12 protein-coding genes and 1 tRNA gene are annotated in these 13879 nt (G+C 38.3%); 10 read left to right on the top strand and 3 right to left on the bottom strand.

Annotated elements, in window-relative coordinates:
* The first annotated feature begins 52 nt into the window (after positions 1–52).
* Positions 53–1129, top strand: coding sequence for a sensor histidine kinase (locus H5092_RS06715; protein ID WP_024596641.1), 1077 nt, complete (start codon positions 53–55; stop codon positions 1127–1129).
* Positions 1122–1946: a LytTR family DNA-binding domain-containing protein gene (locus H5092_RS06710; RefSeq protein WP_024596642.1), complete on the top strand. Its 825-nt coding sequence runs from the start codon at positions 1122–1124 to the stop codon at positions 1944–1946. Before H5092_RS06715 ends, H5092_RS06710 begins: the two co-directional genes overlap by 8 nt.
* 68 nt (positions 1947–2014) lie before the next feature.
* On the opposite strand, the gene pyk is transcribed toward H5092_RS06710, so the two are convergent.
* Positions 2015–3451, bottom strand: a complete 1437-nt coding sequence (gene pyk, locus H5092_RS06705) for a pyruvate kinase (protein WP_024596643.1) — start codon at positions 3449–3451, stop codon at positions 2015–2017.
* 377 nt (positions 3452–3828) lie between these two features.
* Here pyk and gndA point away from each other — a divergent pair, with 377 nt between their 5' ends.
* Positions 3829–5202 carry an NADP-dependent phosphogluconate dehydrogenase gene (gndA, locus tag H5092_RS06700; protein ID WP_024596644.1) on the top strand — a complete coding sequence of 458 codons (1374 nt, stop codon included), beginning with the start codon at positions 3829–3831 and terminating at the stop codon, positions 5200–5202.
* 68 nt (positions 5203–5270) lie between these two features.
* On the opposite strand, the gene ansA is transcribed toward gndA, so the two are convergent.
* Together ansA and sppA are read right to left on the bottom strand one after the other, a co-directional pair.
* Entirely contained in the window at positions 5271–6281 is a 1011-nt protein-coding gene (gene ansA / locus H5092_RS06695; RefSeq protein ID WP_002962901.1) for an asparaginase, read from the bottom strand.
* An 82-nt stretch (positions 6282–6363) separates the two neighbouring features.
* Positions 6364–8229: a signal peptide peptidase SppA gene (gene sppA / locus H5092_RS06690; protein WP_182721386.1), complete on the bottom strand. Its 1866-nt coding sequence runs from the start codon at positions 8227–8229 to the stop codon at positions 6364–6366.
* 219 nt (positions 8230–8448) lie between these two features.
* On the opposite strand from sppA, the gene H5092_RS06685 reads away from it, so the two are divergent.
* The 7 genes from H5092_RS06685 (at position 8449) to H5092_RS06655 (ending at position 13811) form a co-directional block, all read left to right on the top strand.
* On the top strand, positions 8449–10410 hold the full coding sequence (locus H5092_RS06685; protein WP_182724309.1) for an FAD-dependent oxidoreductase: 1962 nt from the start codon (positions 8449–8451) through the stop codon (positions 10408–10410).
* A 93-nt stretch (positions 10411–10503) separates the two neighbouring features.
* Positions 10504–11187 carry a DoxX family protein gene (locus tag H5092_RS06680; protein WP_182733174.1) on the top strand — a complete coding sequence of 228 codons (684 nt, stop codon included), beginning with the start codon at positions 10504–10506 and terminating at the stop codon, positions 11185–11187.
* A gap of 129 nt (positions 11188–11316) precedes the next feature.
* Positions 11317–11865: an NAD(P)H nitroreductase gene (locus H5092_RS06675; RefSeq protein WP_138489000.1), complete on the top strand. Its 549-nt coding sequence runs from the start codon at positions 11317–11319 to the stop codon at positions 11863–11865.
* A 203-nt stretch (positions 11866–12068) separates the two neighbouring features.
* Entirely contained in the window at positions 12069–12446 is a 378-nt protein-coding gene (locus H5092_RS06670; protein ID WP_024596649.1) for a hypothetical protein, read from the top strand.
* Positions 12447–12590: 144 nt separating this feature from the next.
* A tRNA-Ser gene (locus H5092_RS06665) sits at positions 12591–12681 on the top strand.
* A gap of 53 nt (positions 12682–12734) precedes the next feature.
* Complete coding sequence (locus tag H5092_RS06660) at positions 12735–13121, top strand: hypothetical protein (RefSeq protein WP_024597253.1); 387 nt, start codon at positions 12735–12737, stop codon at positions 13119–13121.
* A 69-nt stretch (positions 13122–13190) separates the two neighbouring features.
* Positions 13191–13811 carry an FKBP-type peptidyl-prolyl cis-trans isomerase gene (locus H5092_RS06655; RefSeq protein ID WP_002962890.1) on the top strand — a complete coding sequence of 207 codons (621 nt, stop codon included), beginning with the start codon at positions 13191–13193 and terminating at the stop codon, positions 13809–13811.
* The last annotated feature ends 68 nt before the right edge of the window (positions 13812–13879 follow it).

Raw genomic sequence — 13879 nt, 5'->3', positions numbered from 1 at the left:
CAAACGCCTATTTTATGGAATTAGCTTTAACCATACGGAGTAAACATCTATTTTGAACTGGCAATCTTTAGTCGATAACAGGCAACGTTTTTTTTGGCTTTTGCAAATCGCGGGCTGGATTGGTTACGCGTTAGTAAATTATATCGGCTCTAAAGTATTTGAAATGCGTGATATATATGTATTTGTTATTTTATTGAATGCTTACGCTGGTTGTTTGATGACAGTGCCGCTTAGGTATATTTACCGTAAAATTTGGAATGCCTCGCCCTGGGTGTTAATGATTGTAGTATTTGGTGCCTCTTATATAACGGGCACTCTATGGGCTGTCGTTCAAAAATTCAATCTATGGGAAATATACCGCCATGGTTATAGACCAGAGGAGTGGTTTTATTACCTGCAGCAAGGTTTAGATTCGGTTTATATTATTTTATGTTGGAGTGGTTTGTACTTTGGCGTTAAATATTATCAGTTATTACAAAGTGAGCGACAAAAAGCGTTAAAGGCCACAACGATGGCACACGAAGCGCAACTAAAAATGCTCAGGTATCAGCTCAACCCCCATTTTCTATTCAATACACTTAACGCTATTTCTACTTTAATTTTGGTTAAAGAAAACAAAGATGCTAACTTAATGGTAGCAAGGTTAAGTGACTTTTTACGTTACACACTTAATACCGATCCAATTAAAAAAGTACCGCTTGAGCAAGAGCTACATGCTCTCATGCTTTATTTAGAAATAGAGCGCGTCCGTTTTGATGAGCGATTGAAAGTAAATGTAGATATTAGCGAGCAAGCAAAAGAGGCTTTAGTACCGAGCTTAATTTTGCAACCAATTATAGAAAACGCGATTAAATATGCCATTGCCCATCTGACAGAAGGTGGTGTAATTGATATTAAAGCACAAGTATTTGCGAATGAATTATTACTAGAAGTGGGTGACAACGGCCCAGGCACTGAAATACTTGATGGCCAATTAGTTAACGCTCAAGGTGTAGGTGTTGCTAACACCAAAGATAGATTAAAAACGTTGTATGAAAATAATTATTCGTTTGTATTATCACATAATACGCCAAGTGGATTAAAAGTTAATCTGCGAGTACCTTTTGAGAAGGCTGTGAAAAATGACTAAAATAAAAACACTCATTGTTGATGATGAACCGTTAGCGCGAAAAGGTTTAGCGGTAAGACTTGAAGAATATTCTGATATTGAAGTAATTAAATTGTGTAGTTCAGGCGCTGATGCAATTGAAATGTGCCAAAGCGAGAAAATCGATTTGGTTTTTTTAGATATTCAGATGCCAGGTATGAATGGCTTTGAGGTGGCAAGAGCGCTTAGCGAAAGTACAAAAGTACTACCTGCTATTGTATTTGTAACTGCTTTTGATCAGTTTGCTGTAAAAGCATTTGAAATTCATGCTCTCGATTACATTTTAAAACCCGTTGATGATAACAGATTAAAACAGGCGGTAGAAAAAGTGCATACTTATTTAAAAACGCAGCAAGACAACGCCCATAAGAAAAAACTAGCGAGTTTTGTAGCCGGTATTACTGGTAATAATTGCGAAGAAATATTAAAAAAATTAGCCACTGGCGATACCTTAACAGATAGACGTTACCCAGAATCGCTTGCAGTAAAAGAGCAGGGTGAAATTATACGGGTACCTGTAGCGACTATCCAATGGGTTGATGCTGCAGGTGACTATATGTGTTTACATTGTGAAGATGGACAAACGCATATACTTCGTAAAACAATGAAAGAGCTTGAGCAAGAGCTAGACCCTCAGTTATTTGTGCGTGTACACCGCAGTGCGATAGTAAACACAAAACAAATTAGTAAGCTGGTTACACAAGTAAGTGGCGAGTATTTATTAGTACTTGAAAACGGACAAGAATTAAAAGTGAGCCGTAGCTATCGAGATAAGGTTAAAGCGGCATTAGCAAGTTAAAGCCAACGCTTTTATTACAGGTACAAAAAATGCGAGCTAAGTTCGCATTTTTTATATTCGGCGTTTAATTACGCAACAGTTACAATTTTCATTGTGTTAGTTGCACCCACAGTTTCCATTGAGTCACCGTGAGTAATAATTACTGTATCGCCAGACTGTAAAGACCCTTGAGAAACTAAAGTATCAAGCGCGGCTTTTACCATACCGTCTTTTTCAGTTTTTGTAGAATCAAAAAATACTGGGTAAACACCACGATAAAGTGCTGTTTGACCTAATGTACTCGCATGGCGTGAAAGCGAGTAGATTGGTAAGCCAGAGCTGATACGTGACATTAATTTAGCCGTGCTACCAGATTCAGTAAGCGTGATGATAGCTTTAACAGAATCTAAGTGATTAGCTGCATACATAGCAGAAAGTGCGATAGATTCTGCATTGTTAGAAAAACGACTATCTAAACGATGCTTAGAAACATGCGTTTCTTTTTGAGATTCAGCACCTAAACAAACACGTGCCATAGTTGCAACAGTTTCTTCAGGGTAATCACCAGCAGCTGTTTCAGCTGAAAGCATTACAGCATCTGTTCCATCAAGAACAGCATTTGCAACATCCATAACTTCTGCACGTGTAGGCATAGGGTTATCGATCATCGATTCCATCATTTGCGTTGCTGTTACTACAGTACGGTTTAATGAACGAGCACGACGAATAATTAGTTTTTGCTTGCCCATAAGAGCTGCATCACCAATTTCAACACCTAAATCACCACGGGCAACCATTACAGCGTCAGACGCTAGAATGATGTCATCAACAGCTTCTTGTGTTTCAACGGCTTCAGCACGTTCAATTTTTGCAAGTAGTTGTGCTTTTGAACCAGCAGCTTCAGCAAGTGAGCGTACGTAGCGCATATCGTCGCCACTACGTGGGAATGATACGGCAATGTAATCTACGTCAATTTCAGCGGCAGTTATTAAATCTTCTTTATCTTTTTCAGTAAATGCTGGAGCAGTTAAGCCACCACCTAAACGGTTAATACCTTTATTGTTAGATAAAACACCGCCAACAGTTACAGTACAATGTACTAAGTGCCCAGCTACTTCATCAACAGTTAGTTGAATAAGGCCGTCATTTAGGAGTAGTAAGTCGTTAGGGCTAACGTCGTTAGGTAATTCTTTATAATCAATACCTACAGAGTTAACATCGCCTTCGCCTTTTTCCATTTTTGCATCAAGAGTGAACTTTGCACCCACAGAAAGCGTTACTTTACCTTCTTTAAAAGTAGAAACGCGGATTTTAGGGCCTTGAAGGTCAGCAAGAATAGCAATATGCTTGCCTAATTTTTTTGCAATATCGCGTACAGCTTGCGCACGGTCTTTATGATCTTGGGCAACACCATGTGAGAAGTTTAAACGTACTACATTAGCCCCAGCGATAATAATTTTTTCTAAGTTGTTATCTCTATCGGTAGCAGGTCCAAGGGTAGCGACTATTTTCGTGCGTCTTAGCATCAATTTCTCCTGTTTGCTTGGTGAAAGCATGTTGACGTTATTTTGTTGAATTAAAATATCTATATTAGATTAAAATATTTTAACTATGTGCAAACTTCAAAGGTTTGCCACTATTTTATACAAAACTATTGTGTCATCATTATGACACCGGTGTCAGAATGCGTCAATGATCTTAATTTCAATTAGCGTTGCTTTTAGTCACCCCGAGAGCATTGATGTTTGATATAATTACGTAGCTTATTTATCTGTAATAAAAAAGCATGTTGTATGGGCTCATAGTTAGTATTTTATGACTGTATGAGTATAATGCACGCGGTATTATTTAATTTATACACTGAATTTTCTAACCAAATAGTTGTTACCGAGGAGGACACTAGATGCAAGTTGCATTAGTAGGGTTAGGCGTTATGGGAAAAAATCTTGCCCTAAACTTGATTGAAAAAGGGATAACGCTAGTCGCTTATGATAAAAACCCACATGCGGGTGAAGAGTTACTAAGTTGTGCCAAATCACAAGGCATGGCTGATAGGCTTCACATTGTCTCTGATTTAAGTGACATGGTAAGGCGTTTAGAGGCACCTCGTTCTATTTTATTACTTGTTCCTGCTGGTGAGTTAGTTGATACAGTTTGTAATGAACTTGTAGAGGCCGGCGTTAATTGTAACGATATGATAGTCGATTGCGGCAATAGTAATTATAAAGACGGTATAACGCGTAAACTCAAATACCAAAATAAATTTGAATTTGCCACTATGGGAATTTCTGGCGGTGCAGAAGGCGCTCGCCATGGTCCTGCAATGATGGCAAGTGGTTCTGAAGGTGGTTGGGAACGTATTGAGCCATGGTTTGAAAAAGTAGCTGCTAGCTATAATGGCGATTCATGTTTTGCACGTGTTGGCCAATCAGCAAGTGGTCATTTTGTAAAAATGGTTCACAACGGTATTGAATACGCACTGATGCAACTTATTGCAGAAGTGTACCAATTACTTCGTTTAGGTACTAATCGTTCTCCAAAAGAAGTAGCTGAGATATTTAATGACTGGTCAGAAGGTCAATTAAATAGTTACTTACTGTCTATTTCTAGCCATATATTGTCACTTGAAAATCATAATAATGTACCGCTTGCGGACTTAATTGATAATAAAGTTGGCGCTAAAGGCACTGGTCTTTGGACTGCGCAAAATGCACTCGAACTTGGTATTGCTGTCCCTTCACTTGTTGCTGCTGTTCAAGCTCGTCATTTAACTAATGCATGCAACACAACGGCTGCACAAGAGATGACATATGCATCTAAATCAACGAACAATGTTGAAATTGATTTAGAAGAGCTAAAAGACGCGTTCTTACTTGCAAGCTTACTTGCGTATCGTCAAGGTTTAGCGCTAATTAAAGGTGCATCACGTACTCATCAGTGGAAAGTAGATTTATCTAAAACGCTTCAAACATGGCGCGCTGGTTGTATAATCCGTGCTGACTACCTTGATAGCGTTGCACAAGGTGTTGAATTTATTGACACTCTTGAAAAAGAGTCTAACTCTTTGCGCAAAATTACCGGTCAAGCAATAATGACTGGTTTAGCATTCCCTGTATTGGGAGCTACACAAACGTATTTAGCAACATTAACTACACCGAGTAATGGGCATTTAGTTCAAGCCCAGCGTGATTACTTTGGTGAGCATGGCATAAAAACCCACAGTGGTGAAATGTGTCATTTAACTGATTTAGTAGATATAGACGCTAAAGTTAGATAAAAAACAGTTGTTTAAAACGATAAAGGCACGCTATTTAGCGTGCCTTTTGTATTTTTAGCCCGTAAAAATTAACGGCTTAACTCACCACGCAAGTTATCTTGCATTAAATGACGAATCGTTTCGACTTCAAGCTTTTGGCTAAATAAATAATGTAACTTAGTTAAACATGCTTCAAGGGTCATATCGTACCCACTTATTACACCAATATTTAATAGCGCATTACCTGTTGCATAGCCACCCATGTTTACATGACCTTTTAAACACTGAGTTAAGTTAACAATTACGACGCCACGTTTACTTGCTTCTTCGAGTATTGACAAAAAGCTCGGATCTTGTGGTGCATTACCTACACCAAAACTCAGTAGCACCAGTGATTTAATATTGCCATTGACCAAGCTTTTAACTACCTCTTGGCTAATGCCTGGGTACAAATAAAGCACCCCGATAGGTTGAGGTGTAATAGGTGTAACTTGCAGCTCATTTTCAACATATGGGCTAAGCTGACCCTTAATAAGTTGAATATTAATACCCGATAACGCGAGAGGGTCTAGATTCGGCGAGGCAAAAGCATTAAACCCATCCGCGTGTGCTTTAGTTGCTCTATTACCTCTAAACAGTTGGTTATTAAAAAAGAGACTTACTTCAGCAATAGGATAATTTGCAGCTAAATACATGGCATTAAGTAAGTTTACTTGGCCATCAGAACGTAATTGTGAGAGCGGAATTTGTGAGCCGGTTACAATCACAGGTTTAGTCAAATTTTCGAACATAAATGACAGCGCTGAGGCTGTATACGCCATAGTATCAGTGCCATGGAGCACCACAAAACCATCATAATCTTGGTATTTATCTTTGATATCATTAGCAATGAGTTGCCAATGCTCTGGAGACATGTCTGAAGAATCTATAAGAGGGCAGTATTCGTGAATATCAAACAAAGGCATTTCATCACGATTAAATTCTGCGTTATTCACTACGGTTTCTGTTAAAAAACCTTCAGCTGGAATATAGCCTCGACTCGATTTTTTCATACCTATAGTACCGCCAGTATAAGCGATATAAATGCGTTTACGTTTCATAAAAAAAGCCCAGTAAAAAAACTGGGCCTAGTATAACGTTAAGCAGCTTTAAATACAGCTGATTAGGTGAAGCTATGCACTTTTATTGTGCAACGTTACACACTAAACAGCGTGCGTATACACCTTGTGGATCGTTGTAATCTTTAAGGTTTTCAACTTCAGTACTTAATTGGTTAATAACACTTCGTAAATTAGCTTGTGTTGCTAACACAGATGTTTTTTGTGTTTGCAAACCAAGCATAGATTTAATAGACGCATTACCAAAAATGTTTTGAATCATTTTTTCTTGCGAGCTTAAATCTTGTTTAATAGTTTTAACTTCATAATGATTAAGCTTGGCAAGTGCAGCAGCGGCTTCAATCGCACCTTGTTTGTCGCCTAGCTTATCAACCAAACCTAGTTCAAGTGCTTGAGATGCAATCCATACGCGGCCTTGGGCAATTTTGTCAACCTGCTCAGGCGTCATATTACGCGCATCAGCAACAACATTTAAAAAGCGACCGTATGCTTCCTCAACGTTCATTTGAATTACTTGACCCATCTTTTCATTTAGTGGACGAGTGATAGAAAAGCCAGCCATTTCGGTTGTTGCAACGCCATCTGAATAAACACCAATTTTCGATAAGGTTTTCTCAAATGTCATAAACGTACCAAATACACCAATTGAGCCTGTAATTGTACTTGGTGCTGCCCAAATTTCGTTTGCAGCAGAGGCAATCCAATAACCACCTGATGCAGCCACAGAACTCATTGAAGCAATAACAGGTTTACCAGCAGCCTTAAGGGCTAATACTTCAGCACGAATAACTTCAGAGGCAAACATACTACCGCCACCAGAGTCTATACGTAGTACAACCGCTTTAACTTTATCATCTAGGCGTGCTTTACGAAGTAGGGCAGCTGTAGAGTCACCCCCAATTTCGCCTGCTTTACGCTCACCATCAACAATCGTACCTTTAGCAACAACTACCGCTACTTTTTCGGTAATAGGGTTATCAATTTCAATAGGCGGTTTAATTAAGCTTAAGTATTCACGAAATGAAACTTGCTTAAATGTCTTACCATCTTCTTGTGTGCCTACTAAATCAATTAATTGTTTACGAACTTGCTGATTTGTTTTTAAAGAGTCAACCCACTGGTGATCAAGTGCATATTTACCTGCATCGCCATCGGCAGCTTTCATTTTTTCTAGATATACGTCCATTGTTTCGTCAAAATTTGACTCATCAAACGGGCGAACAGCGGCAACATCTTGTTTGTATTCGCTCCAAAGAGCGCCTAACCAAACGCGGTTAGCTTCTTTAGCTGCTTCAGACATGTCGTTACGAATAAAAGGTTCTACTGCTGACTTAAATGTACCAACACGGAAAATATGCTGCGTTACTTCAAGCTTTTCAAGTGCATCTTTAAAGTAAAGCGGGTACATGCCATAACCTTCAATACCTACGCTGCCGTATGGGTGCATAGCTATTTCGTCAGCATGCGATGCAATATAGTATTGTGCTTGAGTATAGTAATAACCCGATGCAATTACTTTTTTGCCAGCTTGCTTGAAGGCATCAATAGCCTTTGTAATTTGCTTAAGTTTATTTAAATGTGCTTTAGGCATCTCTTGTAAATCAAGCAATATCACCGAGATACGATCGTCTTTAGTCGCTTCGTTTATTACTTCAACAATATCGTCGAGTAATATTTCGCTTGGTGCTTCAGAACCAGAAGTTGCATCACTAATTGCGGCTTCAACTGGGTCTATATATGTTTTCTCTTCAACAATAGGGCCATTTAAGTTAAGCCTGAGTACAGAGCCATTTTCAACTATTATTTGATCATCGTCACTTGAGAGTGACACAAAGAAAACAATTACCAGTAATAAAAACAAAATGTTTAGTATTAAGCGACGAGAAAAATTAATTCCAGCCCAAATACCTTTAAATACCTTTGCTATCAAAATAGCTCCTTAATTTGGTACAGTTAATACATTAGTTCCATCTTAGCCTAGAATAAAAATAAATTTAACTGCTAAATCGTAACGAAGTGTTTATGAACCTATATAAACGTAAGTTTTTACAGCTATTTTTAATTAAATGCATGCACATATTGCTTATTACTTGCCATTAAAGCAGAATTAGCTAATGTATACAGGTTAGACCAGTTAACGGGGCACAAGATGTTAGAACAACAATTACAACTAAAACACACACAATTACGTAACCGCTTGGTTATGGGCTCAATGCATACAGGCCTTGAAGAGGGCTGGCATAACCGCAAACGCTTACGTGCATTTTATGAAGCACGTGCAAAAGGTGGCACCGCGATGTTAATTACAGGCGGATACAGCCCTAATTTACGTGGCAAGCTAACACCTATTTCTTCCTCATTTAATAGTTATTACGATGTGTTTAAGCATCGCGCTTACACAGATGCTGTGCATAAACACGGTGGAAAAATTTGTTTGCAATTATTACATGCTGGACGTTATGCATACCATCCTTTCAATCAAGCACCAAGTGCAATAAAAGCACCTATTAATCCTTATAAACCTAAAGCGATGTCGCTTGGCTCGATTAAAAAAACAATTAAAGACTTTGCGCATTCTGCCTATATGGCTGAAAAAGCCGGCTACGATGGCGTAGAAGTCATGGGTTCTGAAGGGTATTTGATTAATGAGTTTATGGCGCCTCATACCAATAAACGCGATGATGAGTTTGGTGGCAGCTTAGAAAATAGAATGCGACTTGCACTTGAAATAGTTAAAGCTGTAAGAGCAAAAGTATCTGAAAAATTCTTAATTATTTTTAGATTGTCGGTCATTGATTTGATTCCAAACGGTTCAACACCAGAGGAAGTTGTTATTCAGGCTACCGAACTTGAAAAAGCGGGTGTTGATATATTTAACACTGGTATTGGTTGGCACGAAGCGCGTGTACCGACTATTGCGAGTATGGTGCCACCGGGTGCATTTAAAGAAGCATCAAAGCGTTTAAAAGACGTAGTTAATGTCCCTGTGATTGCTGTTAACCGAATTAATACTCCAGAAATTGCTAACGATATTTTAAATGCAGGCGAGGCTGATTTAATTTCGATGGCACGTCCATTATTAGCTGATCCTGAGTTTTTTAATAAGTACGTAAACAATCAATCTAAACAAATCAATATTTGTATTGGCTGTAACCAGGGTTGTCTAGATCACGTATTTAAAAATAAACGTGCTACGTGTTTAGTTAATCCACAAGCTGCATTTGAGCTAGATTACCCGCTAGAGCAAGCAGCTAAAGCTAAAAATGTATTAGTTGTCGGTGCAGGTCCTGCTGGTTTATCAGCAAGTTGTTACTTGGCTCAAAAAGGGCATAACGTCACGTTAATTGATCAAAAATCGCAAATGGGCGGTCAATTTAATTTAGCCATGCAAATACCGGGTAAAGAAGACTTTAACCATACACTTACTTACTTCACTAATGAGCTCGAGCGATTAAAAGTAACTGTGGAGCTTAGTAAAGCTTACGACGATTCAATGCTTAAAGATTATGATGATATTGTTTTTGCAACAGGCGTTAGGCCGCGTGAAGCCTCTATTAAATGTAGTGATGATAAGCGTGTGTTTGCTTATGACGAAGTCATACGCGGCGAAGTAGAACTGGGCAAATCAATCGCTATTTTAGGTGCTGGCGGTATTGGTTTTGATATGGTTGCTTTTTTAAGTGAACATAAATCACAATCTATTAGCGAGTTTAAAACGCAATGGGGGATTGAGTGTGATGCACAACCTCATAAAGACGAGCGCCAATTGTATATGTTAAAACGCAGTTCGGGTCGTTTTGGTAGTGAGCTTGGTAAAACCACTGGTTGGATACATCGCCAAGTTGCTAAACAGCATGGTGTTAAACAAATTGCTGACTGCCAATATCAAAGTTTTGATAAGAATGGGTTAACAATTAATGTTGCTGGAGAAGTTCAAGTACTGCCGGTAGATACTGTTATTGCGTGTATTGGTCAGGTTTCTAATAGCGAAGTGCTAGAAGGTTACACAGATACCACAAAAGTGCATGTGATAGGCGGAGCTAAATTGGCTGCTGCAATTGATGCTAAACGCGCTATTTTTGAAGCTCTACAAGTGGCGAGAAGTATTTAACCTTTGTAAATAAATTGAAATAGTTTATCAATCTATACGGTCTTTTTTGTTTATAGTCTATAACTTAATAAACATTGAACACACAGGATACGCATGAATAAACTAATCAGTTTTTATAACATAATATTGGGTAAACTATCGTTTTTAGATGGTTTACCTGCTTTACTATTTCGCTTAATTTTAGCTCCCGTTATGATCATCGCAGGTTATAACAAACTTGCTATAAGTACTGAAACAGAAGGCTTTCTAAATAACTTTTTAGCATCGCCTGATGTCGTTCAATGGTTTGGTAATAGTGAATGGGGTTTAGGCTTACCGTTTCCTGATTTACTAGCCTTCTTAGCTGGATGGAGTGAATTTTTAGGTGGTTGGTTGTTATTATTTGGCCTTTTAACTCGCTTAGTCAGTATCCCGCTTATGTTCACAATGGTTGTAGCGGCTACTTCAGTACATTGGCATAACGGGTGGTTTGCAATAGCGCCGACTAATCCAGAAACAAGTGCTGCGCAAGTACTTGATTGGTTATCTATCCCAGGTGCAAAAGAAAGCCTCGAAAACTCATTAGAAGTACAAGACAGGATAGGAAAAATTCGAGACTTAGTTGAAGAGCACGGCTTACCTGATTACCTATACGAAAAAGGTAAACCATCTATTTTAAATAATGGCATAGAATTTTCGGCAATTTATTTTGCTATGCTCTTAAGTTTATTTTTTATGGGCGGTGGGCGTTTTGTTAGTTTTGATTACTGGTTAAAGCGAAACGTTATAAAAAAATAGCGCATTAAATGTATTTTATTAACGGCTGCATAGTTGACCCTTTGCGGCCGTTTTGCATTTTAATTTCTCGGTATTTATTATTTAAGGTTTTAAATGTTACTCTATCGTTTTGAATTTTGAGGAATCGTTATGAACGCTATCGAGCTTTTACTTACTCGCCAATCAGACTCTAAACTAACAGAGCCGGGCCCTACGCCTGAGCAGCTCGACATAATTAAGCAAGCAGCATTACGTGTTCCTGATCATGGCTGTATAGCACCGTGGCAGTTCATCATTGCTCAAGGTGATGCACGCAATAAACTGGGTGAAATTTACCATCAAAGTGCAGTGGCAGAGCAACAGACAGAAAAAGTAATTAACCGTGCTAAAGAGCTTCCCCTTCGTGCGCCTATGATTGTAATAGCAATTGCTAAATATCAAGAACACCCAAAAGTTCCTCGTATCGAGCAGGTACAAAGTGCAGGCTGCAGTGTATTAGCAATGCAACAAGCTGCATTTGCTCAAGGTTTAGGTGGTGTTTGGCGCACAGGTTACTTTGCACAAAGTAGAGCAGTCAAAAAAGCGCTTAACTTACATGAGCAAGATGAAATTGTAGGGTACTTATACATAGGTACTCCTCAAGTCGAGTGTAAAAAGTCACCTCGCCATAAACCAGAACATTATTTTAGTAATTTGTGAAATAGTATGAACTTTATGCAATTTGCATAGTCATAATTCATTAAGGTTACTAAGAGTAATATAAAAGAGTTAGTGGTTTGGCTGTGAGAAGCGCTTGGAAGCACAAAAGTTAATAATTCTTCTTCAGTTTGTTTTTTAATCGGTTGTTTTTTGATACATTATGGAAAGTCTTAATAAAAATAACGATAAAGAAGACGAAAACAATGGGAAATTTATTTTTACAGGAAAAAGAAAACTGGCTTGCGTGGTCAATTTGGGGAATTGTTGGTGCTTTTGTAACCTTGTATGTTGCAATGAGTACAAATGCAGCGCATTTTATAGCAGGCTCTGCAATAGGTATGCTAATACTGTTAACTTTGTGGATGCAACAGTCTAAACGTTTTGACTTTGGACGGGCATTTAAAGTGTGTTGTTATGTTTTAGCGCTAAGTGTACTCCCCGCTTTTATGTTTGTAATAGTGCCAAGTGATGATTTAAATCGATTTGACTTAATTTTTCAAAGTGTAACATTCGCGGCATTGAGTTTATTGGCTTGTTTAATTTGTTCTTGGATTGCTCGCAGGCCTAAACAATATTATTGAGTATTGAATTAATAAGCGTGTTGAAGTAATTAGCTTAACAAAAGAGCAATGTGACTTGTTTTTAATCGTTTAATTATTATTTACGATTAATTTATATTTAGCTCTTTACAAGTAACACGTTTAACCATATTATTCGCGCCGTACGGAGAGATGGCAGAGTGGTCGAATGCACCGGTCTTGAAAACCGGCATGGGTTTATAGCCCATCTAGGGTTCAAATCCCTATCTCTCCACCATTATTTAAAAAAACCGCCTTATAGGCGGTTTTTTGCTTTGTGGAGTTTAATTAATGACTAAAGCAACGAACCTATCAACCTCACAGCTATTAATAAAACATCTTTTATTATGGGTGGTATTTGGTTACTGCTATCAAAGTGCTATTAGCTTGTTGGCAAAAATGGCGGTCGACGCACAGCCAGAATATCCATTAATTACCGCTTTTGCTTATGGTCTTGGGTTTAATATTTTGGCTGCCCATCTTATTACTAAATATGATAAACATTGGCCAGTAATTGGCTCTGCTTTTATTGGTTTAGTAGGCTTAGTTGCAGTGCCATTTTTATTGTCTGGTGAATCTGGATTATTAGCTATTCCTTTACTTGTTGGAATTTTATTCACTTTACCGCTTTGTAGTTATATTGTTGGCCTAATTAAGCTAAAACTCAGCAAAAACTAGCCCCAAACGGGGTTTATTTTGTGATAGCATATACGTGTCTTTTAACTAACAAAACGTGAAAAACACATTATGTCAGATAATTTTACTACAGATGCTGAAAAAGCAAGTTACGGTATTGGCTTACAAATGGGTGAGCAACTTAAGTCTAATCCTTTTGAAGGCTTAAACCTAAATTCAGTATTTGAAGGCATGAAAGATGCGTACGCTGGTAGCGCATTTCAAGTTGAGATCCCTGAGATTCAAGCTGCATTCGAAAAGATTAACGAAGAGATCCAAGCTCGTCGTGAAGAAGAATCTAAAGTACTTTCTGCCGAAGGTATTGCATTCTTAGAAGAAAACGCAAAACGTCCTGAAATCACAGTAACTGAGTCTGGTCTTCAATACGAAGTACTAGCGACTGGCGAAGGCGAAAAGCCAACAGCTGAGTCTACAGTACGTGTTGATTACCACGGTACACTAATTAACGGTACTGTGTTTGATAGCTCATACGAGCGCGGTCAACCAGCTGAATTTCCAGTTGGTGGCGTGATCAAAGGCTGGACTGAAGCATTACAAATGATGCCTGTAGGTACTAAATGGCGTATCTACGTTCCTCATGAGCTTGCTTATGGTGAACGTGGCGCAGGTGCTGCAATCGCACCTTTCTCAACGCTTGTATTTGACGTTGAACTACACGAAATCATTTCTTAATTTAAATAAATTTTAAAATTAAGAGTTTAAAAAGCCGTATTCAATCTGAATACGGCTTTTTTGTGTCT

It is taken from the genome of Pseudoalteromonas sp. SR41-7 (genome assembly GCF_014163935.1).
GTDB classification, from domain to species: Bacteria; Pseudomonadota; Gammaproteobacteria; order Enterobacterales; family Alteromonadaceae; genus Pseudoalteromonas; species Pseudoalteromonas distincta.
This window is presented reverse-complemented; position numbering and strand designations above follow the sequence as displayed.

Coding starts and splice junctions, on each gene's coding strand:
- ansA (WP_002962901.1), bottom strand. CDS start 6,281: ATGAAACGTAAACGCATTTATATCGCTTATACTGGCGGTACTATAGGT.
- H5092_RS06675 (WP_138489000.1), top strand. CDS start 11,317: ATGAACGCTATCGAGCTTTTACTTACTCGCCAATCAGACTCTAAACTA.
- pyk (WP_024596643.1), bottom strand. CDS start 3,451: ATGCTAAGACGCACGAAAATAGTCGCTACCCTTGGACCTGCTACCGAT.
- H5092_RS06670 (WP_024596649.1), top strand. CDS start 12,069: ATGGGAAATTTATTTTTACAGGAAAAAGAAAACTGGCTTGCGTGGTCA.
- H5092_RS06680 (WP_182733174.1), top strand. CDS start 10,504: ATGAATAAACTAATCAGTTTTTATAACATAATATTGGGTAAACTATCG.
- H5092_RS06710 (WP_024596642.1), top strand. CDS start 1,122: ATGACTAAAATAAAAACACTCATTGTTGATGATGAACCGTTAGCGCGA.
- H5092_RS06685 (WP_182724309.1), top strand. CDS start 8,449: ATGTTAGAACAACAATTACAACTAAAACACACACAATTACGTAACCGC.
- gndA (WP_024596644.1), top strand. CDS start 3,829: ATGCAAGTTGCATTAGTAGGGTTAGGCGTTATGGGAAAAAATCTTGCC.
- H5092_RS06655 (WP_002962890.1), top strand. CDS start 13,191: ATGTCAGATAATTTTACTACAGATGCTGAAAAAGCAAGTTACGGTATT.
- H5092_RS06660 (WP_024597253.1), top strand. CDS start 12,735: ATGACTAAAGCAACGAACCTATCAACCTCACAGCTATTAATAAAACAT.